The following is a 24,714-nucleotide window of genomic DNA, read 5'->3' on the forward strand; positions in this document are numbered from 1 at the left end:
TCTCCAACCTACGCCGCAATCACTCTATTGATTACCTTTTCCAGGTCTTCCAGGTCAAAAGGCTTGGCTAAATAGCTTTGGGCACCGGCGTCGTTGGCCAGGATCTGGATATCGCTGTTGGCCGAAAAATAAATCACGGGTATTTCTTTAAGGACATCTGTTTTTTTGAGGGTTTGCGTGGCAATGATCCCGCCCGAATCAGGGATCCAGTTATCCATCATGATAACATCGGGCAAAATACCCGAAACTTTTTCAATGATGTTATTGCAATCGCTAAAGGTGTATACTTCCCATCCCTGTTCCTCTAAAATATAACTGCAAATAGATAGGATGTCCTCATCATCATCAAATATGACAATCTTTTTGTGTGAAGTATTCATGAGATAGTTGTACGTGAATTTATAAACATCTTTTCATAAAACCAAATGTTTTAAATTGCTAATTAAATTTATGGTGTTTAAACGGATTTTTAAGTCGTCTCTACGCGGATTATTTGCATAAAAGACCACTTCTTAACTACTACAAAACTCAATTATTGACTTTGTAACCGATTAATTACTGCTTTATATTGAAAACAGTAATATTTTTACCTATCCAATTCAAACAGCCTTATTAATTCCTGTTACACCAACAATATACCTGTAAACTCTGTTTCATGAACACGAAAATTAAATCTATTTTATTGGGTGCCTTGCTGCTTGGTCCGGCCGCTACAATAAACGCCCAAACAACAAAGGCAAGCTTATGGCTTACCAAGGCCGATAGGTCGGTACTTTTTGAGCAGCAAAAAGAGCCGCTTACATTTAAAACGGGGGAAGCCGCCGGTACTACTATTACGGTTGATGACAAGCAGCATTACCAGCCGATAGATGGATTTGGGTTTGCATTAACCGGGGGCAGCGCCATGCATATCATCCGTATGAGTGCCGATAGCCGTGCAGCCTTACTTAAAAATCTTTTTGCCGTTACCGGGAACGATATTGGCATCAGTTATTTAAGGCTGAGCATTGGCGCATCTGATCTGAACGAGAAAGTGTTCTCTTATGATGATATGCCCGGAGACCAAACCGATCCAACGTTAAAACACTTTGACCTTGGCCCGGATAAGACCGATGTGATCCCGGTAATGAAACAGATCCTTGCTATAAACCCGGCAATTAAGATCCTGGGCTCGCCATGGTCGCCACCGGCATGGATGAAAACCAATAATGATACCCGAGGTGGTCGGCTAAAACCCGATTGCTACCCGGTTTACGCCAGATACCTGGTTAAATATATCCAGGGCATGAAAGCCAACGGGATCAATATCGATGCCATCACCATTCAGAATGAGCCTTTGCACCCTGGTAATAACCCTAGCTTGCTGATGGTTGCACCAGATGAAGCTGATTTTATCAAGAACAATCTTGGCCCGGCATTTAAGGCCGCAGGCATCAAAACAAAAATTATTGTTTATGATCATAATGCCGACAGGCCCGACTACCCTATCTCGATATTAAATGACCCGGCTGCCCGTAAATATGTAGATGGTTCAGGCTTTCACCTGTATGGCGGCGATATCTCGGCGCTTACTGATGTGCACAATGCGCACCCGGATAAAAACATCTACTTTACCGAACAGATGACCGTTGAGCCTGAAAATCAAAGCACCATCAACATTGCCTGGCCTGTAAAAAGCCTCATCATTGGTGCTACCCGTAACTGGAGCCGTAATGTGCTGGAATGGAACCTTGCCGCCGACCCGGAATATAAGCCGTATACCGACAGAGGTGGCTGCCCTTCATGCCAGGGTGCGGTTACTATTGATAAAAACGAGGTGAAGAAAAATATTGCCTACTATTCGGTAGCGCATGCTTCAAAATTTGTGCGTCCGGGTTCGGTGCGTATAGCATCAAACAGTTCAGATACTTTGCCTAACGTGGCCTTTAAAACGCCCGATGGCAAAAAAGTGCTTATCGTAGCCAATACCGGCGATAGCGCGCAGGATTTCAATATCAAATGCCAGGGGAAAGTATTGGCAGTTAAGCTTGACAAAGGTTCGGTTGGAACATATATCTGGTAGTATAAACGGGTTCAGAAAAATTTAAAACGTACAACAACATGTTAACATCGTTAATAAAAAATATAAGGGTAAGCTCAGGGATTAAAGCCCTGTTAACCGTGGTTCCTGCCCTGTGTATCTCGCTGCAAAGCAATGCGCAAACCGGCTTTTTAAAGGCCGACGGTAAAAAAATAGTTGATGAAAAAGGCCAGAATGTACTGCTGCGAGGTATGGGTTTGGGTGGATGGATGCTACAGGAAGGCTATATGCTGCATATTAATAAAGACAGCCGTCAGTACCGCATCCGCGAGCGCCTGGAAGAACTGATGGGCCCGGCCGAAACCAAGGAGTTTTACGATACCTGGCTGGCCAACAATACCCGCAAAATTGATGTAGACTCGATGAAGCGCTGGGGCTTCAATTCTATCCGTCTGCCGATGCATTATAACCTTTACACCTTGCCGGTTGATAAAGAGCCAGTGGCCGGTCAAAACACCTGGCTGGATAAAGGTTTTAAAATGACGGATGATCTGCTGGCCTGGTGTAAAGCTAACCACATGTACCTGATCCTTGACCTGCATGCCACCCCCGGCGGGCAGGGCAACGACCTTAATATCTCCGACCGCGCCCCGGATAAACCATCACTCTGGGACAGCGAAGCCAATAAGCAAAAAACCATTGCCCTTTGGCGTAAACTGGCCGAGCGTTATAAAAATGAGCCAAACATAGGTGCATATGATATCATCAACGAGCCAAACTGGGGTTTCGACGATCGGCTGAATGATAAAAACGGTCTGAAGGAAAAAACAAACGGCCCGCTAAGAAAACTGATGGTTGATATTACCGCGGCCATCCGCGAGGTAGATAAAAAACACATCATCATTATTGAAGGCAACGGCTGGGGCAACAATTATAACGGTATTTTACCTCAATGGGATAAAAATATGGTGCTGAGCTTTCATAAATACTGGAATTTTAACGATCAAAAATCCGTTGATCATATCGTAAAAACACGAGATCAGTATAATATCCCCGTATGGCTGGGTGAAACAGGCGAGAACTCAAACACCTGGATAACTGAAGCGATAGGTTTGTTGGAGAAGAATAACATTGGCTGGTCGTTATGGCCATTGAAAAAACTTGGTATCAATAACCCGATGGAGATTGTATCAAACCTGAATTATGATGATGTCGCCAAGTATCTGAACACCAGCAGGCATAAACCTAAAGAAAGTAATGTGTACAGCGGTACTTTGGAGCTGGCAACTTATGCTAAACTGGAAAACACAATCATTCATCATGATGTGATCGACGCTATTTTCAGGCAGCCGCATACAACGGTTACCAAGTCGTTTAAGGCCAATAAAATCGGTAATGGTACAGTGATCAATGCTGTTGATTATGATCTGGGTCGTAATGGCTATGCTTATTTTGATACTGATACTGCCGACTATCATACTTCGGGCAAACCGGGCGTTGGCAACAAAGGGCATCTTTACCGCAATGACGGAGTTGATATCAGCAAAGATTCGACCCAATATAACAGCTATTATGTTGATCATATTGAGACCGGTGAATGGACACAGTACTCCGTACTGGTTAAAACACCGGGGGTATATTCTATAAGCCTCAAAGTGGCTTCCGCTACCGACGATGCAAAACTTTCTGTTTTGGTTAATAATACAACCCAGGCAAAAGAAGTGACAGTACCCAACACCGGCGGTCTTAAAAAATGGCAGGTTATTGCCGTTAAAAATATTGTACTAAAAGCCGGAAGCAACAAAATAAAAGTGTTGGCAAATACCGGCGGATACAACCTGCATTACCTGCAATTTTGGAAGGGTAAATAAAATATAATAGCGCTAAACAGCCGAGGTATGAAAATGCTCCGGCTGTTTTTTCTTCTCCCATTTCTGGCCCATCTCATCTCATCTCTGGCGCGAGTATGCAGCGTTGGCCAAAAGCGTGGAGTACTCGTGACTGTTTTTGCAATCCAGCATAGGTGTCACAAGTAGCCTTTGCCCTCATTCCCGCCCTTCATACTTGCGCCAGGAAAGATTTTATTTAATGCCAGGAAGGGGGAGCCAACTGTTAATATTATTTTTCTGATAATAGCTATTGTAAATAAGTGTTTTTATAGTTAAATTTATTATACCAATTATCAATATAATCTAAACAGGGGGATTCGTTATGAAAAAACAAGCTACGATAGTTTGTCAGCCAGATAAGACTGAAACTACCCAACCAATTTTGGTAAACTGCCCGCCACAACACCAAAAAATGTACCGCGATCATACACATTGCGATCACCAGTATGGTAGAGTTAACAAGTTCCCAATAGGCAGCAGCCGGGGGCCATGCTTCTTTTAAGTTAAAGCGCTATTTAATATAATAATACAGTTGGCCGTATGGCTTAAAGTTTTGCAGGTAAACTGCCAGGCTGCATAATCCAATTTGCTCCCGCCGGGTATCAACCCCGGCTTCGTCGGCAATAGAATAAGCTTCATATTGCCCGTTATTGAGCCTTAAATGAGTGCCATAGATCTGTGTATTGTTTTCATACAGGGCAATATTATCGGCCATGATCGCAAAGCCTTCGGCTGGCAGCGATCCGTTAAGCGCGGCAATTCTTATTATCGAAAAGTATTTTTTCTGATTGGCGATACTCGCATGAAGCAGCGTGGCGATCAGGGCTTCCGGCCCATCGGGGCCAAAGTATTCTTTGCCCTTCCATCCATAGGTGTTAACTATTGATGATACTTTTATAAAGTTGATAGAATCGGTTTCACGGATGCGCTCTTTAAACGATCTGGTTTCAGCAGCGTTTTTACCATGCTGATTAACCAGCAACTGATATTCGTCGAAATCCTTTTGGTAGTTTTTCAGCATCTGGGAAAGCTCCGCGGCTACAGCAGGAATAAGCTTAACCCGGTTTTGATGAACAGCCGATAAAATGGTTTCCCACTGGCTGTCACGATGCAACCTTGTAAAAAGAGGATCGGCCGATAGCATTCGCTCATTTTCAAAACCGCGACCGGCTATAAACTCCAGGTATAAAAAAGCGCTGTCGCGTTTACCAGTAGCAGCCCAGCAGGCTGCTGCTTTATACAGATGGGCGGTATCCAACACACCATAATTGAGCGTACGTACAGTGGCATAAACCGTGGCTGCTTTTTGATATTTTCTTGCTGCAAATAAGGAGTCGGCAATATGAAGCGGGAGAGCATAGTTTTGCTTGTCCTGCGCTTTGCTTTCAAAGGCAAAGGTCATGAACAATAATAAACAGCAGTATTTAAGGCACATGGTATAGGTTTAAATGATAATCATAAAAACGTATTTGCCATATTAAAAGATATATGAGAATGGTGGATTTAACATTTGAGGGCAGAGATTTAACAAATAAAGGCAAGTAGGAACACGAGGAATCGATTATAAATCCAAACCATCCCCTTTATGGTCAATAAACGTTTGGTTAGGATATAGCGTTAACTTATATAGAAAATAGCTATTAATCGAATCGAGTTGTTCTATCTCAACAATACCAAATTTGGGGCTAACACTAATTCTGAATATCCTGTCTTTGTAATAGCGGCCATCATTAGAATACGATTCATAAGGGTGAAACTCAAAAACATAATACTTTTCTCCATTAACTTCTTTCTTTTTTCTAAAAATCACAGAATCACCGCTAACAGTGTTGCGATCTGTCTGGTATTTAATTATCCAAGAAGCGTTTTCTTTGGCCTTAAAATCAAACAGTTTGTATTCGCTCAATGTGGGCTTAAACCATTTGTAATCATGGGGAACAAACATTACTGAATCCTTCGTGCTTCGCAGATAACCGGATAAGAAAAAGTACGATTGGCTATCATCATTGAGTTTCCAATATGTTTTTCCTCGGATATTATTGCTTGACTCTGAAAGACCAAAAGATTTTATAAAATAACCATATGCGATTTTTACGTCGGGATATGATTTTTTCATTTCCTGAAAAAAAGGCCTTCTGGTTTCTTCTTTGCAACCTTGTATTATAGCCGGTTGAAGTAAACAAGCAGCGATAATACAAGAGTGTAATTTGATGTTTTTTATCATGCGTTAAATCGCTGCATTACTCTGCCCTTTTCAACTCAAGTTTTCCTCCATCTCCATAAAATATCAAATGGATCTTACCGTCGGGATCTTTGTTAAACTCCAGTTCGTAAGGTAAATCTTTCAAAAAAAAGCGGTTGAGTGACTGTGGAAAAAGTTCCCGTTTGGCCTCTCCGCTGGCCTCGGCATAGAGCTTGCCATTTGTTTCGCTTATTATTAAAGTTCTTGGCGGGCCGATAAAAAATTTACCTGTATAAGTTTTCAGCATATCGGCTGGTACCGGTACTATTTTCTTTAGGTTGGCATGAAACAATCCTTTAAAGCCATAAACCTTTGCCACGCTGTTAATCAACTCCTGGATAACACCACCATTATCGCTGTTAACCATCACAACCACGCCATTTCCTCCCTCCAGGCTGCCATAATATTGACAGCGGAAACCTTCATTCCCGCCACTGTGGCTAAAATACAAGGTGCTGTCCATTTTATCTATAAAAGCTCCCAGTCCTACGTTATTACCGGCATGAACAGTAAGCCTGATCCTGGTAGTTTCCTGGTTTAAGATTTTTGCCGATTTCCCCTCGTAAGCCAATTGGGTTTCAATGATGTACTTTGAAAGATCGGTTGGGTTTGTCCATAAGCCGGCCGCGGCCTGTTCAGGATAAATATGATAATTGCCTTTAATTGGTTTGCCTTGCGGATTATAAGCAACCGTAAGCAGGTTCTGATCCACATCATAAGGTGGCTGAGCATAGGTACTGCCAGTCATGCCAAGCGGTTTTAATACTTCGTTTTTCATATAATCGGAATAGGGCATATGGGTTATATCCATCACTATCAGCTGCGTAATGGTGGTGCCCCCTCCCGAGTACTCGTACCGTTTCCCCGGTTCAAACATCGATTTAATGGCGGGAGAATTGGCCGGCTTTTCGCCATTGAGTACCTGTACTATGGTTGGCAACGATGTGCCGCGTTCATACCCGCCAAAGCCATGTACATTTAAGCCTGCACTATGGCTTAACAAGTTTGCGATGGTGATCTTTTTGCCTTTTGATAAGCTATCATACGGAAACTTCCAGCTTTTGAGGTAAACGTTGATATCGGTATTCAGATCGAGTTTTTTATCCTGCACCAGTTTAAGCAGCCCCATCGAGTTTAGCGACTTACTGATGGATGCCGCCTGGAAAAGTGTTTTCTCTGTCACCGGAATTTTGGCGCTGTCATTGGCAAATCCATAACCTTTGGCCCAGGCAATTTTATAATTTTGAATAACCGCTATACTTAAACCGGGAATTTTATAATATGCCATCCGGTTTAACAGGTTCCAGGGTTTTTCGCCCTCGATTTGAACACTACCAACCAGGCCATTCTCAACCTGTGTGATTTTATCCTGTGTGCTGTTTTGGGCATGAACTGCTACCTGGATAAATAGCAGCAGGGAAAGGGTTAATGATTTGCTTAAGATCCTCATAGGTTTAGCATTAAGGAAAGGAGTTTATTTCCTTTTATTAAAGCTAAAATATGAAATTAAGATTTATGAAATCAAAATTAAATTTTATAAATATTAGAATATCGAAATTATGTTTCGCTCCGATTGCGTAGAGACTGAGCTACTGTGCCTTTTAGGATCAAGAAGAACACCAATGGCCATTACTCTCGTTGCTGGCCCTTCATGCCTTGCGCCTTTGAACACGACCCCTTGCATATAATAACAAAGCCCTAAAATCAATGCCATCGGGCCTTTACAGCAATGAAGTTATCATCAGCTCCAACGTACGATGGTTCTTTTGATCGATGCGGAAATTTTTAAAAATTATTTTTCCATCTTTATCTATCAGAAAATTTTCGGGCTCGCCCTGCACAGCATAGTTTTTAAGGGCAAACGCCTCGCTGCCGCGTAACGGGATAAATGAATATCCTGCGTTTTTTATTAAAGGGGTTACGTACGGATCCTGCTCAGGTGCTACATTAATGCCAACATAAACAACATCTCCGGATTTAAATTTATTGATCACGGCCTGAAAGTGAGGAAACTCGGCACGGCACGGCCCACACCCCGGAAACCAAAAGGTAAGCAATACTACTTTTCCTTTCAGATCATTCAGGTTTAAGCTATCCTTACTGCTATACAGCCCTAAATTAAAGGGATAGGCTGCAACTTCTTTGCTGTTTCTTATTGTTTTAATATCAGTTATAATTTGCTCTTTATCTTTGCCTATTTCCTTTCCATACAATTCAAGTGCGGCGTAAAGCTCATCGGTGGGTAGTTTTGCAAATTTTTCGGCGAGGCTGTTATATGCTGTCTTAACATCGCCGGTCTTTTGCTGTAACGATGCTTTTTTTAATAATATAAAATCGTCTATATAATTAAATCGCGGAAGTATTACCTGGTTAAGCACATTAAAGGCTTCTTTATAATTTTTCGTTTGCTCCAGCTTACCGGCTTGTATTAGTGATTCGGCCACCTTTTTCCTCATTTGCCAACCCTTTTCATCACCCATGCTGTTAATTAATATCAGGGCTTTTTCAGGATCTATTTGCAAATACGCATCGGCCAATCCAATCATTCCGGAAGATGACCAATTAAACTCTTTAGGCGGGTATAACTTGCGAAGCTCTTCCAGATAGTTGATTTTATCGTGAATATCAATAGCATTTTCGCCCAACCAGTATAATGCCTGTGCACCATGTTCATCTGTTGGGAAGCGCTTTACAAAGTCAAAAACCTTTTGTTTGTACTCATCAGGGTTGCTATTGCTAAATATGAAAAGGTACGTAAATGCGTAACTCACATTTGAAGGGTCGGCAAGCGTGGCTTTTTTAATATATTCATTTGACAGATCGGTTTGCCCCCTGATAAAAGCATCTTGCGATAGCATAAACCATATTTGGGCATTATTGGGATCAATTTTAGCGGCCTTTAGCAAAAACTCTTTAGCCTCCGACATTTCGGCGTGATAATAAATCGTGCCAATGGTTAATGGAATATTTATGTTTTTCGGATATTTTTTCATCCACGCCCTATATTGGGGAATCAAAAGTGGATTATCCAGGTTCAACGCATAGATGTAAGTTTTATGCGCCTCAATGCTCTCCATATTAAGCATTACCGCCGCCCGCGCTTTCTCAATCTCCCCGGCAGGTGCCGGACCGATACGGACAAGCCTTTGGGCTGTAGCCGGCCCGCAATAAAAGGCTATTGTCAATAAGAGGGTATAAATGAAATAATTCAACTTGTTTTTCATCAGAGTGTGTTTTTGGTTCTTGTTGTGCTGTTATAAACAACCAACGGCTATACCATTGTTATTGAATTGACTCCTGTTTTAGCTTATGCCAATGGATATATCGTTTCTTTTACCCTGCCCAACCCTCTCTATCCAAACTCCTGAAATGAATAGCTTCGGCCAGGTGTTCCAGTTTAATCTCTTCGCTTCCGGCAAGGTCGGCGATGGTACGTGATACTTTGAGGATCCGGTCGTACGCCCTCGCCGAGAGGCCGAGCTTTTCCATTGCTTTTTTAAGCAGGGTTTGGCCGGCTGGGTTAATCTTGCATAGGTCGCGCACCATTTGGGGGCTCATCTGGGCGTTGGCATGTAAATCCTGCCGGTTGCCGAAACGCTCTACCTGGATTTCTCTTGCCTTAATCACCCTATCGCGGATAAGCTCGCTTTTTTCGGCCGGCCGATCAGAAGAAAGTTCGCTGAAGTTAACCGGCGTTACTTCCACATGCAGGTCAATCCTGTCTAACAGCGGACCGGAGATTTTGCTCAAATATTTTTGCACCATCCCCGGCGGACAGATGCATTCCTTTTCCGGGTGATTGTAATAGCCGCAAGGGCAAGGGTTCATACTTGCCACCAGCATAAAACTGCTGGGGTAATCAACCGTAAATTTGGCCCGCGATATGGTTACCCGGCGTTCTTCGAGCGGCTGGCGCATTACTTCAAGGGCGCTGCGCTTAAACTCGGGCAATTCATCTAAAAACAAAACGCCGTTGTGTGCTAATGAGATCTCTCCGGGAGCAGGATTACTACCCCCTCCTACTAAAGCCACATCACTAATAGTGTGGTGCGGACTTCTGAACGGACGAATAGTTACTAACGCGTCTGCGGCGGCAAGCTTCCCTGCAACTGAATGGATCTTGGTGGTTTCTAACGATTCATATAAACTTAAAGGTGGCAAAATTGATGGCAGCCTCCGGGCCAGCATAGTTTTACCAGCTCCCGGCGGACCAATCAATATCACATTATGGCCACCTGCTGCGGCTATTTCCAATGCCCGCTTAATGTTTTCCTGGCCTTTTACTTCGCTGAAATCGCTGTCGTAATTGCAAAGGCTGTCGTAAAATTCTTCGCGGGTGTTTACTACTTCGGGTTTAAGTTCGGTGGTGCCGTTGAAAAAGCCAACCACGTCTTTAATGCTTTCAACGCCGTAAACTTCCAGGTCGTTTACAATGGCGGCTTCGCGGGCGTTTTGCTTGGGAAGTATAAACCCTTTAAAGCCATCTTTGCGAGCTTGAATGGCAATGGGCAAAGCTCCTTTTATCGGCTGCAAGCTTCCATCAAGAGAAAGCTCGCCCATGATGATAAATTTTTCAAGGGTCTCGGGTTCTATCTGACCGGATGCTGCCAATACACCGGTGGCGATGGTAAGGTCATATGATGATCCTTCTTTTTTAATATCGGCGGGGGCCATATTAACCACTACCTGCTGGCGCGGCATCCTGAAACCACAGTTTTTCAGTGCCGATTCTATCCTGAAATAACTTTCTTTTACAGCCACATCGGGCAGGCCCACAATGAAATATTTTGTGCCCGACGCAATATTCACCTCAACCGTTATGGTGATAGCTTGTATCCCATAAACCGCGCTTCCAAAAGTTTTAACCAACACTGTGATAAAAGTTTAATTGAAGCGAAAGATATAGAATTTTGATGAGGGGATAAAGCCGGGAACATACAAAAAAAACCCGCCGGTACCGGCGGGCCTTCTATAATCACATTGTTAATCTTATCTTAAAAACACCCCGGCTTCAGAAACAACCAATAGCATAGCGCAGGAAACTATTACACAAACCATCAGCATTATTGACCATGTGTTGGGATTGTGTTTGCTGATGCGTGCAAATGCAATGTTTACCTTTTTAAAATAGATGCTGTTTAGCAGCACAAAATAATTAAGCACAAAAGCACCTGTGGCACCCAGCAATATTATTAAGCCTGACATCGGGCTTATCTGAAACCAACCGGAGTTTAAAAATAGCTGTGCAACACTTACTAAAATGGCCAGCAAAATGATCATTAAAAAACTTGCTCCAAAAAGGGCGTTGGCTTTTGGCAATCCGCCGTGACCAAAGTTTTTAACATTCCACCTGTAAAACGTTACATAAATGGATTTGTAGGTTTCTGCTGCTTTCATAATGTTATGGTTTTAGGTAATTAATTCGGTGCAAAATAATATTACTTGCACAATATTGGTTTAAAAACGGAATTGGCAAAATTTTATTGCGCTTTCATTTGATTTTTATCGGATTTGTATTCATTTATTTGGTTGAATACATATATCGCAACAAATACAATAAAGCGAAATGAATAATTTTATTTCTAACAAGAACAGACAAGACGGTCAGTTTAGTAAAACAAATGTTACAATGTTAAAATATGTGTTAAAAAAGCCCTTTCCTGGCAGGCATAGGGCAATATTTATACTGAATCCTTGTTATAGGAGCAAATTATAGCATATAATGCTGCCGTGCGAGGGTATTGTGTAGTGGTTAAGTAGAGGGGTGGTTATTTATGCTTTAAACCTTTCTGTTGATATTTGTCTAACACACGTTTATCAATAAAACAATTAACAAAATGCAACACATCTAAACCCTATAACTACCTCATGATTTAATTTCCAAACTTACCACGGCCCTACATCACCTATAACACAATTTACTTTTACCTTACACCGTCTGCACCTAAACCTGGATGAAAACAATTTTTCTTTCATTAATCCTGTTATGCCTATTTTCTTCGGTATCCGTTGCCCAAAACAGGGTTACCATTAAAGGCAAAGTTACCGACTCGCTGAATAACCAACCGCTTGAATTAAGTACAGTGGCGATGGTTGATCTGAAAGATACCTCGCTTATTGCATATACCCTAAGTAAAAAAACCGGAGATTTTGAATTACAACGCCTCCCTGTCGATAAGCAGGTCAGGCTGGTTATTTCTTATGCCGGGTACAAAAGCTATGTCCGTCAATTTAACTTTAAAAAAGGCGAAACAATTGATCTGGGTAATGTCGCCCTCAACAGCAAAATGCTTAGCGAGGTTATAGTGCGCGCTGAACGTGTACCTATCAGGATGAAAAAAGACACTATCGAGTTTGATGCAGCCGCCTTCAAAACACGGCCTAATGCCGCTGTTGAAGAACTGCTTAAAAAGCTTCCTGGTGTACAGATAGACGGCGATGGAACCATCACCGTTAACGGGAAACAGGTAAGCAAGCTGCTGATTGATGGTAAACAGTTTTTCGGTTCCGATCCCAAAATAGCCACCAAAAATCTTGACGCGGCTATTGTTGCGCAGATTCAGGTTTATGATGACCGCGAAAATGATCCCGACCACCTCGTGAGCGAAACCCAGGTACAAAAGATCATCAATATCAAACTTAAAAAGGCCATTAAAAAAAGCATTTTTGGCAAGGTATTCGGTGGTGTTGGCTCGCGCGACAGGTATGAGGCCGGCGGGCTGTTTAACATGTTTCGTGATACGTTGCAGGTAAGCCTTATCGGGTTAAGCAATAACCTTAACCATACTGCTTTTTCGCGCGAGGACCTTAATGCTCAGGGCGGTTTTGATCGCAGCGGAGGCAATACATCATTTAACGGTGGCCGAAACTGGGGCGGCGGCATAGAAAAAATAACCTCGGGAGGTTTTAACATCAACCAAAACTATGGCGAAAAACTAAAGCTCAACCTGCAGTACTTTTATACGCAGCGCAATAATGTAAATGAATCGGCCAATTTTCAACAGCAGTTTCTGAAGGATACTACGCTGTTAACCCGATCCTCAAACAGCAGGATCGCGAACAGCTATGTACATACTTTAAGTGGTCTTGTGGAGTGGAAACCCGATACCATCCGCAACCTGCGGTATAACCCGTCGTTAAATTATAATTCAAATAGCAATACTTCAACATCGGCGGGGAGCACCTCAAACAATTTTGATATGCCGGTAAACCAATCGGCATCAAATTCATGGGGCGATGGCCATTCAACACAGTTTAACCAAAGCTTTTATTTTCATAAACGCTCCAAAAAGAACAGTAAAGAGTCGTTCACTATATCGCATAACCTCAGTATTAATCCTAACCATAACAACAATTTCAATAATAATGATGTGGTTAATTATCAACGTCCGGAATTATCCGATAGCTTGCACAGGTTATCTGCCCGTACATCAAACAATGCTTCGGGCAATCTCGATTTCAGCTACAGGTTCCCGGTAACTAAAAAGCTCATTGTGGATATTACTACATCTGGCATATACAACAAAACCAGCGATCAGCTCTTTACCTACGACCGCAAAACCGGCTTTGATTCGCTGCTCACCAATCAAAGCTCCGACCTTAAACGCGATCAATGGACAGAGAACATCAAACCTGGGATCACCTATCAACTCAACAAAAAAACACAGATCATAGCCGGCCTTAACACCCAATGGCAGCAGATCAACAACAACTTTGTAACCAGCAGGCTTCTGCAAAATTATTTTTTCCTGCTACCAACTATCCGTATCGAAGCCTATGGCATATCTTTGAGTTACGAGCGCCGGGTTAACCAGCCAGGTATATCAAGCCTGCAGCCTATTACTATAGTTTATAGCCCGTTGTATAGCTATACGGGTAACCCTAACCTGGTGCCCAGTATTAGTAACAACTACAACTATAGCTTTTTTAAGTATTGGGATAACAGTCAATTTGGTGTTTATTCAAACGGCAGTGTATACTCACAAAAAAATATGGCCGTTACACAACAAACCATTCGCTCGGACGGGGCGCAGACTAATACAACGGTTAACCGCGACGGCAGGCCAAACTATAATTTCTCAGTCGGGGCTTTTAAAAGGCTTAAAACGAACAAAGACTGGCAGCTTAATTCATCAACCAGCTTTTACAGTAATTATTACCAAAGCCTTAATCTGCTGAATGATGTGGAAGGCTGGCAAAATACCTTTTCATACGGGGTTCATGAAAACATAAACGCTAACTGGAAAGATAAGATAGAACTGTACACCGGTTTTGGTTTTAACCAGTCGAACACGAAATACCGTTATGACGATTTCAGGAACGTAAAGGTGGGTACCTACAACATTAGCAATAGTCTGATAGTGAGGTTTCCTAAAAAAATTGTTTGGGAAACTAAACAGGATTTTAATTATAATGGCCAGGTGGCGGCAGGATTTAAAAAAGGCGTTAATGTAGTGAGCTCTTCACTCGCCCTGCAAATGCTTAAAAAGGATCGCGGAGAGCTTAAGTTTTCAGTTTATGACATCTTTAATCAAAATGTGAGCGTTTACCGTTACATTAATTCTAACTCGGTTAGCGATGTGCAAAACAATACATTGAAGCGATATTTTATGGTTACTTACAGCATTAAGTTTAATAAACTAATCACTAAATAAAAGCAGAAGCATCGGCATAAAACAAAGGGGCTGTATCAAAATTCAAAAGATGCAGCCCCTGTTTTTTACGAAGCTTTTCTGTAACTTTCTTTATCAAGGGATCGTCTTACTTACAATCAAATTACCTATCATGATGAGTACCAGGACCTGCCTTTTTTTAGCCATTGCTATCACATTAACATTTTGCCTGCCAGGCCGCGCTGCAGCGCAGGACATGCCCGGCAAACGCGACTCCATCAAATCAGTTGTATTGAATGAGAAACGCGTTATCCAGGTAATCCTGCCCGATGGCTATAAAGCAGGTTCAACGACTAAATATGATGTATTGTACATCATTGACGACTGGAATATAAAATTAGGGCGCGATATACAGCATTTCATAGTAGATGAGCACACCATGCCGCCGATGATAATAGTTGGCGTGTTGAATACCGACCGGAATAAGGATTTTTTGCCGACCCATAATAATGGGAATGGAACATCAGGCGGGGCTGATAAATTCCTGAAGTTTTTCAAGGACGAGCTGATACCATATGTTGATAAAACCTATTCTTCTGATGGTGACAATACACTTTTCGGCCACTCTTTCGGTGGCGTGTTTGTTACTTATGCTTTACTGAACGAGCCTCAGCTTTTTAGCAATTATATTGCCGGCGACCCAAGCTTTTGGTGGGATAACGGTGTTATGCTTAAACAGGTTAAAGAGAAATTGCCTTCGCTTGCCAACAAAGGGAAGTCGCTTTATATCGGCGGGCGTGAAGGACAGGGCATGAAGGAAATGAACATTAACGCCATGGATAGCCTGCTGAAAAAAGATGCACCGGCAGGGTTTGAATGGGTAGTGAAAGCGTATCCAAAGGAATCGCACGGTACCGTGAGGTTGAAAAATATGTATGATGGACTGAGATTTGCCTATAATGACTATGGCGGTAAACCGCTGGAGTTTCACCCATCCCGCGGGATCGTGCTTAAGGACAAGCCAATAAAGATCTGGTACTTTGATGATACAACAAAAGTGCATTATACATTCGATGGCTCACAGCCTTCAATGACATCGCCGACGGTAAGACCCGAAATAGAATTATCAGGCTCCACAAATGTTACCATGCGGCTGATCGCCGGTCGCTCTAAATTTGACAAATCCGCCACCGGCGAATTTACGGAAGGTACTTATCTGCCCGCGACACGGCTCAAGAAAAACTACAAGCCCGGCGGCTTTCACTACACTTACTACGAAGGCCAATGCGATAAGCTGCCCAACTTTAAGGCGTTAAAACCGGTTAAAGAGGGCGTAGCCGATAGTATCTTCAGTATCAATAAACTTCCCCGTCAAAACAATTTTGGCTTAGTGATGGATGGGCAATTTGAAGTTAAAGAGGATGGTTATTACATTTTTGGATTAGGGAGTGATGATGGCTGCAAAGTGTACCTGAATAATAAGCCGATAATCGACCTTGATGGTTTGCACGATGGCGATATAGAGCGGTCATACATTGTTCCCCTGAAAAAGGGGTTTTATCCGTTGCGGATAGAGTACTTTCAAAAAGAAGGAGGCCGTAAGCTTGAATTGGTGTACGTAACCCCCGATAATATCGCCAAAAAGAAGATAACGCCAATTCCTTACGCATTGCAATACGGCCCAAGATAGGTTGCCTGCCTTAGAGACTGTTTAAAAACGATAGTAAAGTTTTTTGTAGAGACGCATCACATGCGTCTCCCGGCGGATAGGCCATTTAAAGGCTTCTAATTCCGTCGGAAACTGCACGTGGGAGAGGCATGTGATGCGTCTCTACATTTAAAACAATCAATTTTAGCAGCTTCTTAGAATCGAAAAAGACTGTTCTATATTAAAGCAAAAGAGGCAACATCACGATCATGATGCTGCCCCTTTTGCGTTTTTATATAAAGTCTATTAATGATTTCACATAAAGCAATTAATAGTATCGATAAACAAGGTATTCGCTTTAAGCTTTGTGCATTCCGCTTTCAGCCTAAATTAGGTACATTATTCGTTAGAAAGAACCCGGACCGCCGGGGCCGCCACCACCGGGACCGCCGCCTGGTCCACCCGGGCCTCCGCCATCGCGGTTAAACCTGCGCTGGCCGGGCTCTTGTGTTGGGGCTTTGCCTGCAAATTTTTGCAGGCGGAATGTAAAGCTTAACAAGTAATAACGGCCAAGCCTGTTCACATTAGATTGCGTGGTAATGTTGCCATTAACAACCGATGTAAAACCAGTATTTTGATTAAACAAATCGTATGCCGCTAAGCGGATAGTAGCGCGGTGGTCTTTCAAAAACCGGCGCTCAACATAGGTATTAAAGATATTGGGGTTTTTAACATTAAGGGTGGCGGCATAGCCATAATTTACCGTACGGGTAAAATCGTAGCTCAATGTCCAGTCCTTCCAGAAATAGTTTTTGCCGGCTAAGCCTAAAGTCAGCGTACGGAAGTTTGAGCTGCCATCAATAATCTCAGTATGGATAGAGTTGCTTGTTTTGTTGATGCCATAGCTGCTGCTGGCTTCTGCATCAATAACATCAACAATGCTTACCCTGAATTTTAAACCCGGGGTAAAGTTGAGGTTTTTGGCTATGTTTTTTAATGGCACTTCTGACGCCAGGACGTTATTAGTAGTAACGCTATCAGAAAACGCAATGCCATTGGTGTACGTTAAAGCGCCATTAAATTGCAGGGTAAATTTACGCTGGGCCCATGGTTTGGCATATACCACATTTGCACTACCGGTATAGTAACCACCGGCATTTAAATAGTTGGTAAGGTTGGTCCCTTCAAAGCTTTTTAGCGATGGATTTGCTGCTAAAGCGGCTGGGGTAAATGCGCGGGGATAAGATATGGTGTATTGTACTATTTTATTTTGAGTTGTGGTAAAGTTGAAATTAGTAAAGAAAATATCGCCGGTTTGGAAGCTGAAATTATTGTATCTCAGTGAAAAGTTATTGGCAAACTCGGGCTGCAGGTTAGGGTTACCCTGTACCGGGTAAAGCGCGTTACTGAAATCAATAACCGGCTGCAACTGGCTGAATGTAGGCTGGTTGCTTGATCCGCTATACAGGAAGTTTAAAGCTTTTCCTCTTGTAAAGTTATAGCTGAAACGAGCTGTTGGGATCACATTAAAGGTGGTTACGTGGGTGGCCGAATCGTTTTTAAGGTTCAGGCCGTTCAATGTTGCCGGCTGTACGCCAATACCTACAGTAACGTTGTATTTCTTTTCGATAAAGCGATAGTTAAGGCCAACGCGGTTGGTGGTAAAGTTGTATTTATAATTGTTGCTCAACCGGTCATAATGATCATATGTATTGGAGGTACTAAGCGTATCGGTTTCCTTATCGCTTGTGGTATTTGAACGGTTAAAGGCATAGTTTAACTCCAGGTATCCCCTTTTGCTTATAGGCTCAATGTAGGAGAAATTTGCACCGACGCTGGTAACACGGCTATCGGTAAAAGTTTGCTGATTGGCAGGTGCCTGAACTGGTGCACCTGCGGCATAATCATATGTTGGATTATCAAACTGCGACGTTTTTGAGGTGTTAGCGCTCACATTAATACTCAGGTTACGGCCATGCCCGTTAAAGCGGTGGTTATACAACGCGTTAATACCGTAACTTGGTGTTGTGCCATCGCTGTGCGATAACGAGGTATATGACGGACGTGTTATGCCCCCTACCGTTGATGTTACATCCTCGTTAGCATCGGTATTGGTACTTGAATAGGTGAAGTTTGGTACAACCTTTAAATAGTTGATAGTATCCGGCTTCCACTCCAGGTTGAAGTTAAAACGGTGGTTGATCGGGTTGTCTGTCTGGTTACTTTTTTGTGTACTTCCGCTTGGTGATAAATTGTTATTGGTTTGAATAGATGAGCTAATGGTGTTCGTAGTATTATCTGTATAGCTATAGCTGCCGTAAACAGAGAGGGTTTTACCCCATTGGTCGCGGAAATTTGCCCCTATTGAATGTGCGTTGGTAATACCATTAGCGCTGGTTGTTGAGCCGCTTGAGCCGCGCAGAGCATTGCCCCTGCCGCCGCCGCCACCGCCAAAACCACCGCCGCCCCCGCCACCTGATGTTGCGCTGCCATAGGTGAACGTATTTACGTTGGTATTGTTAATGGTGCCCAATACGGCTATCTGTTGCTCGTTGTTAAAGTTGAAAAATTTCAAATCGCCTATGTAGCGGTTGGCATTGGCTATGCCCTGGTCTTTCGGTAAAAAGTCCTCGCCATCGCCGGCCGTTGCCTGGCCAAAGTAGCCGTGATTTTTGTCTTTGCGGATAGTGATGTTCAGGATCTTGTCTGGCTCGCCGGTTTTAATGCCGGTAAGGTTGGCCTGATCCCCGTAATCATCAATTACCTGAATGCTTTCTACCACATCGGCAGGAAGGTTCTTGGTAGCTGTTTTAACGTCGCCGCCAAAAAAGTCCTTTCCGTTAACCCTTACTTTGGTAACCGATTTTCCCTGGGCTGTCACGTTGCCGTCTTTATCCACATCAACGCCAGGTAGTTTTTTTAACACGTCTTCAACAGGTGCATTTTCGCGTACGGGATATGCGCTTACCTTATATTCGGTAGTATCCTCTTTTAATATTACGGGATTGACGCCTACAATGGTAACCTGGTTAAGCATATTGGTTTCTGCCTTTAAAATTATTGGGCCCAGATCAACCGGTTGTGTACCTGCATCAAGCGAGTAATGTTTTTTTATTGCAGTGAAACCAATTGATGAAATGGTAAGCGTTAGCTTGTTGCCCTTCACTACCGGAAACGAAAACTTACCGGTAGCATCGGCAATAGCTATAGTGCTGTCGCCGCTGTTTGAAACCAGTTTAACGCTGCTTCCCGGCAGGGAAAGCTTCGTGGAATCAACAACGGTTCCTTTTACTTCCCGTCCCGTTTGGGCATAGGAATTAAAGGCAAATAAAAAGGTAAAACTCAAGATAAGAAGTAGGGGTTTCATAAGTGTTTTTTCAGCGTACGATTGTTGTATTTGTGGTATATAGACGTAATTGAACTACAAATGTTCAACTTAATATATACATAAAGCCTAATCAATATATTATTGTTACATATAAGACCTGTAAAAGCCTATCAATCATATTATTGTTACAGATTATTAAATGAAAAAGGCCGGGATTTCCGGCCTTGAGATTGGTATAAAGATCCGTCAGTCAATTACAAGCAGAAAAGAAGCGCTGTCAGATTGGCATATTCGGTTTAATGCCAACAAAACTATTGGAAAACCGCATGGATTAAACCATTCCTGTAGGTGGGCACTATCAGGAAAGCCAGCCTTTAATATTTGATAAAGCTATGTGTGTTATTACGAATTGTGTGGATAATTAGTTTCAAAAAATGTTGCAGCGGATACCAATAACGCTTTGAAAGCGTTAAGTATTCCACACAAGAAATAAACTATTGTTTAAAATCATTTTATATGATAGTAACATTGTGGCACAGTATTTCGTAATACTTAATCAAACATTAACCTATGAACAATATTGGAAGCACGCTGCACTCAAAAGTGCACAAATGGATCGATACGATCGGATTCAGGCTTAATACTTCACAAACAAATAGTAAAAGCCATATTACAACCAATCATTATTTTTTTGAAACCTTTAATTTTTTCGAAAAATCGAAGAAAAATAAACCGGAGTTAACAAAGTTTTTGTGCTTTGATGCTTACGGCGAAAAAATAAATGTAAAGTCATTGCTTGATTTACAAGTGGCCTTTTTTGAAAATATAAGCCAGCTTAAATAAGTTAGCCTACTTTCAAACCAAACCAATTATATTTTTAAGCAATCTCCAAAGCCATTATAACAGATCTTTAAATAAAAAATCCCGCCCTAAAAATAAGGCAGGATTTTAAGAGGGATTTTTTGAAGATTATAGCAAATTAGTTTTCAACATTGGTGCGTGGCCAGCAGTTCATACTTCCTGTTTTCTCATTCAGTATATCCTGGTTAGCGGTGTTTATTCCTCTAACCATTCCACCTGCAATATTTACAACCGGCCTTGTTGGATTAAGGGCTTCCTTTATCCTCAGGCGAAGGTCGGCATAATGAGCTGCTGTCATAGCATCGCCGCCTTTTGGTAAACCGGCATCAATTTTTTTCAGCTCAGCACGTACCATTGGCCTGATATCAGATAGTGCAATGTTGATTGGCGTAAAGCCCCAGCTTGCCAGCTGTGCGCTTGATACGCCCGGGAACGAAAAGCTTGCATCTGCATTTAACAGGTTCTTCAGGTTTTCTATATATCCTCTTTGCAGGTTGCGCTGGTAGCCATCAGGTTTAGCCGTGCCGAATATACCCGCGTGCAGATCGGTTAAAAACTGCGCAACAGTGTATGCATTGGCGCCGTTTTTGGCTTCGTTATCATACATACGTGCCAACCTTGAAGCGTTTAACTCATTGCCTAATAATGAAACCTGCATAGCTTTAATGCGGTTGATAATAACACCGTTATCAAACTTGGCCAATTCTGTTTTGTTAATAAGCCACAACGGTGTAGTGTATAATTGCTGGTTTAAAAATAAAGCTGCTTCGCGCTGACGCTCTTTGCTAACAAAATCATAAACCGGACCTTTTTGATCGTAAGTTTTAAAGTTTTCGTTCATGCCGCCAATGTTGGTGGTTACATGGCCCATATAACGGTAGTACTGACCTAAAACTTCATTGTATAATTCATTAAGATCGCTATAATCCTCATCTTTTTTGTACGACCATTTTTCGAGGTTTGGCAAAATTCGTTTCAGATTGGCAATACCGTATGCGCTTGCCTTCATGGCGTTATCACCCAAATCTTCATTTTGCAGGCGAGGGTCAATAGATGTACCCTGGCGACCGAAATAGTAAACCGGGTTACCTGCGTTTTTATTGGTCCACACGGCTAATACTTCCTTCTCCTGCTCCGGTGTTTTATTGCCCGGGAACCAGGTATACCCCCATTTTATCGACCAGTCATCATATTCGCCAATTTGCGGATATAGGTGTGTAACGCCATCGCCGGGTTGGGCTATGTAGTTAAAGCGGGCATAATCCATAATGGATGGTGCGGTACCATGTTTATCGGTAAAAGTTTTTGAGCGTAATGAATCAACAGGATAAGCGTAGCTTGAACCAAAGTTGTGCGGCAAACCTAAAGTGTGACCCACCTCATGCGATGAAACAAAGCGGATCAGTTCGCCCATTTGATCATCAGTAAATTGCGCATGACGTGCATTAGGGTTTACTGCAGCTGTTTGGATCAGGTACCAGTCGCGCAATAGCTGCATTACATTGTGGTACCAGCCGACATGGCTTTCCAGGATCTCGCCGCTGCGGGGATCGGCCACGTGAGGGCCGTAAGCGTTTTCAACATCCGATGCAAAATACCTGATCACACTGTAACGGGCATCCTCGGTGCTAAACTGTGGGTCCTGTTTGGCTGTTGGGGCTTCTTTGGCGGTGATGGCATTTTTAAAACCAGCGGCTTCAAAGGCTTTTTGCCAGTCGTTAACGCCCTGTATTAAATAGGGAACCCATTTTTTAGGTGTAGCCGGATCAATATAAAATACAATTTGCTTTTTAGGTTCAACCAGTTCGCCTTTGGCATAAGCAGCGGGGTCTTTAGGCTCTAACCTCCAGCGATGGATATAGGCGGTAACCAGTGCTTTTTGTGCATTAGTGCCGTAATCTGTTTGGCGCTGGCCGAAAAAGCCCACACGCGGATCCATGATCCGGGCTTTCATCGGGGTTTTAGGTAGTAAAAGCATCGAGGTGTTCAACTCAAATGTAATGGCCGCAACACTGTTGTCTGTTGGCGATTCGCCGGCACGGTATGTTTTTAATGTGTGTGCTTCAATATTTACCGGGAAGCTTTTAATGGTGTCGATATAGGAACGTGAGTTATCAACCCCCATAGTTTTATAAGCCTTCTTGATATCGTCTGATAAACCAATAGCGGTAATATCGCCGTTATAAAAATCGGTAACATCAATTAAAACACCGGTAGTATCTTTATTAAATGCTTTTATTTCAAATGATGCCAGTATAGCATCAAGATTGGAGTTTTTAACCGATTGGTACATGTCGCTGGTGCTATCGGCACGTAACGAATAGCTTGGTACACGGATAAATACCTGTTTATCGTGTTTTTCCCACTTCCAAACCTGGTCGTTTATCTCTTCGCCGCCATACTGCTGGCCAAAGGTTCTTAGACCGCCCGGCGTTTTTACAAAGCGGGTAACCACCAGCATTTCGCGGTTAATTAATGAATCGGGTATTTCGTAGTAGTATTTGCCATCAACCTTATAGGTGTTAAAAAGCCCGCTGTCGGCTTTTGTTTTAGCGGGGATAAGGTCGCTGAACTTTTTAATGCCCTCTTTTTTGGGAGCTCCCGTTGTTGCTGTTGCAACAGTGCCGTTAGCTGTAGTTGTAGTTTTTAGGGTTAGGCTTTGGTTTGCTGCCTGCTTTTTGGTGGCACAAGAGCCTGCCAAAACCGCAAGTGCCAATACAGAGCCACGCAAATAAATACCCGGCAACGAATGTTTTTTCATTTATTAATAATAGTTTAAACCGTAAACTTATATAAAAAGCGGATCTTTTTTAATGATAAAGCGTTTTATCAACAATAAATTTACAGTTATTATTAATTATATCCTTCGTTTTAATGTTAGCACAACATTATCCACTCGTTTCTCATGATAAACCTCAAGCAACAAGCTCCTATCATCCTTTGATTTGAATAATTCATCAATATCCTGGAGGTTCATTCTTGAAACAGGTTTAAAATTTATCGAGATGATCTCGTCGTCGCGTTCAAGGCCAACTTCGTCGGCTGCCGAGCCTGGTTCTACCCTGCTGATCACTATCCTTTCCAGGTGATCGCCTGCCGCATAATATTCGAGGCCGCTCATATCATGTTCAAACGAATCGTTATATGTTGAGCCTGGTTTTAAATACATGACACTATCAGGATAGTCAAGAATAACATTAAATCGCTTCAATATGCCTACGCCAAGGTTTCCGTCACGCTTCACCGACAGGTTAGTTTGATTATTCCTGTCATCAGGAAAGGAGGCTAATACTTTTTTCAACCTGAATTTACCTAAGTCAAATTCATCCATCCTGCTTATAAAGCCGTTTATTGGCCCGTTTAAACCAATACCAAGGTTAGCCGAGGCAATGAATTTTTGGGGAAGGCCGTAAGTTGTGATATACCGTTCAATTGATACCGGGTGCCCGGCCCCAAGGTCAACAACCAGCTTTGTTTTGAAAGGCGCTATGCCGGGCATGATCACCCGGGCTTCTACATAGGCCTTTCTGTCTTCAACAGACATGGGAATCTTATTCGCTTTTCTGAACGGTTTAAGATCTTTAGGCCTGCAAACGGTAACCACGCTATCCTGGAAACTGATCTTCACAGCCAGGTTGTTAAAAAACTCATAACCTAACAAACCATGAATAGGCATTCCGGCATATCCCGAAAGGTTAAAAACATCTTTTTTTAGTATGGCAGCGGCAACATCGTAACTAACCAGACCGGGGATGGCAACATCCAAAGTTGAGGTTACGTAAGCCTCCGAGTCATCGCCTTCACCGAGGCCCGGGATTTTTAGTGTTCGTTTATTAGGAATGCTGATGGAATCAACTAATTTCGGATCGGTTATGATCATGAGGCCTACGCCGGTATCCAATATAAAATTAAAGGGCCCTTTGTTGTTGATCTTGAGTTTAATGATCATCAGGTTACGTTCCAGCTTAAATGGAATATTCACCTTTTTTTTATGCACATCAAGATCAAAGTACTGGGCCCGGGCTGTGGTTGTAAAGCAAAATGTTAACACAAATGCCAGCCACAATGCTCCCGGATGGCGTAAATTATGATATAGCTTGTGTAACAAAGTGGT

Annotated in this window: 15 protein-coding genes; 5 read left to right on the plus strand and 10 right to left on the minus strand. The window is 42.6% G+C overall.

Features of this window, described 5'->3' with window-relative positions:
- Positions 1 to 8: 8 nt before the first annotated feature.
- Positions 9 to 380, minus strand: coding sequence for a response regulator (locus tag AC1DUD_RS17950; protein WP_477376806.1), 372 nt, complete (start codon positions 378 to 380; stop codon positions 9 to 11).
- Between the two features lie 275 nt (positions 381 to 655).
- On the opposite strand from AC1DUD_RS17950, the gene AC1DUD_RS17955 reads away from it, so the two are divergent.
- Together AC1DUD_RS17955 and AC1DUD_RS17960 are read left to right on the plus strand one after the other, a co-directional pair.
- Entirely contained in the window at positions 656 to 2,062 is a 1,407-nt protein-coding gene (locus AC1DUD_RS17955; protein ID WP_477376808.1) for a glycoside hydrolase family 30 protein, read from the plus strand.
- A gap of 38 nt (positions 2,063 to 2,100) precedes the next feature.
- Positions 2,101 to 3,891 (plus strand): cellulase family glycosylhydrolase, encoded by a 1,791-nt coding sequence (locus AC1DUD_RS17960; RefSeq protein WP_477376810.1) that lies wholly within the window; start codon positions 2,101 to 2,103, stop codon positions 3,889 to 3,891.
- 529 nt (positions 3,892 to 4,420) lie between these two features.
- Here the strand turns inward: AC1DUD_RS17960 and AC1DUD_RS17965 are convergent.
- From AC1DUD_RS17965 to AC1DUD_RS17990, 6 genes are all read right to left on the minus strand, one after another.
- Complete coding sequence (locus tag AC1DUD_RS17965) at positions 4,421 to 5,344, minus strand: DUF6624 domain-containing protein (protein WP_477376813.1); 924 nt, start codon at positions 5,342 to 5,344, stop codon at positions 4,421 to 4,423.
- Between the two features lie 126 nt (positions 5,345 to 5,470).
- The gene (locus tag AC1DUD_RS17970; RefSeq protein WP_477376815.1) at positions 5,471 to 6,133 is read right to left on the minus strand and encodes a hypothetical protein; all 663 of its coding nucleotides are present in this window, start codon (positions 6,131 to 6,133) and stop codon (positions 5,471 to 5,473) included.
- 16 nt (positions 6,134 to 6,149) lie between these two features.
- On the minus strand, positions 6,150 to 7,601 hold the full coding sequence (locus AC1DUD_RS17975; protein ID WP_477376817.1) for a serine hydrolase: 1,452 nt from the start codon (positions 7,599 to 7,601) through the stop codon (positions 6,150 to 6,152).
- 271 nt (positions 7,602 to 7,872) lie between these two features.
- Positions 7,873 to 9,375 (minus strand): redoxin family protein, encoded by a 1,503-nt coding sequence (locus tag AC1DUD_RS17980; protein ID WP_477376819.1) that lies wholly within the window; start codon positions 9,373 to 9,375, stop codon positions 7,873 to 7,875.
- A 109-nt stretch (positions 9,376 to 9,484) separates the two neighbouring features.
- Positions 9,485 to 11,023, minus strand: a complete 1,539-nt coding sequence (locus AC1DUD_RS17985; RefSeq protein WP_477376821.1) for a YifB family Mg chelatase-like AAA ATPase — start codon at positions 11,021 to 11,023, stop codon at positions 9,485 to 9,487.
- Positions 11,024 to 11,140: 117 nt separating this feature from the next.
- Positions 11,141 to 11,548, minus strand: coding sequence for a hypothetical protein (locus AC1DUD_RS17990; protein ID WP_477376823.1), 408 nt, complete (start codon positions 11,546 to 11,548; stop codon positions 11,141 to 11,143).
- Between the two features lie 557 nt (positions 11,549 to 12,105).
- On the opposite strand from AC1DUD_RS17990, the gene AC1DUD_RS17995 reads away from it, so the two are divergent.
- Complete coding sequence (locus tag AC1DUD_RS17995) at positions 12,106 to 14,805, plus strand: outer membrane beta-barrel protein (protein WP_477376825.1); 2,700 nt, start codon at positions 12,106 to 12,108, stop codon at positions 14,803 to 14,805.
- A gap of 130 nt (positions 14,806 to 14,935) precedes the next feature.
- Positions 14,936 to 16,453, plus strand: coding sequence for a PA14 domain-containing protein (locus tag AC1DUD_RS18000; protein ID WP_477376827.1), 1,518 nt, complete (start codon positions 14,936 to 14,938; stop codon positions 16,451 to 16,453).
- 364 nt (positions 16,454 to 16,817) lie between these two features.
- Here the strand turns inward: AC1DUD_RS18000 and AC1DUD_RS18005 are convergent, their stop codons facing one another.
- Positions 16,818 to 19,778, minus strand: a complete 2,961-nt coding sequence (locus AC1DUD_RS18005) for an outer membrane beta-barrel protein (protein WP_477376829.1) — start codon at positions 19,776 to 19,778, stop codon at positions 16,818 to 16,820.
- Between the two features lie 531 nt (positions 19,779 to 20,309).
- Between AC1DUD_RS18005 and AC1DUD_RS18010 the strand changes: the two genes are divergently transcribed.
- Positions 20,310 to 20,582 carry a hypothetical protein gene (locus AC1DUD_RS18010; protein WP_121232161.1) on the plus strand — a complete coding sequence of 91 codons (273 nt, stop codon included), beginning with the start codon at positions 20,310 to 20,312 and terminating at the stop codon, positions 20,580 to 20,582.
- Positions 20,583 to 20,718: 136 nt separating this feature from the next.
- Here the strand turns inward: AC1DUD_RS18010 and AC1DUD_RS18015 are convergent, their stop codons facing one another.
- Complete coding sequence (locus AC1DUD_RS18015) at positions 20,719 to 23,361, minus strand: zinc-dependent metalloprotease (protein WP_477376832.1); 2,643 nt, start codon at positions 23,359 to 23,361, stop codon at positions 20,719 to 20,721.
- A 96-nt stretch (positions 23,362 to 23,457) separates the two neighbouring features.
- Complete coding sequence (locus tag AC1DUD_RS18020) at positions 23,458 to 24,708, minus strand: retropepsin-like aspartic protease (RefSeq protein ID WP_477376834.1); 1,251 nt, start codon at positions 24,706 to 24,708, stop codon at positions 23,458 to 23,460.
- Positions 24,709 to 24,714: the final 6 nt, after the last annotated feature.

This window comes from Mucilaginibacter sp. P4_A11 (assembly GCF_056402535.1).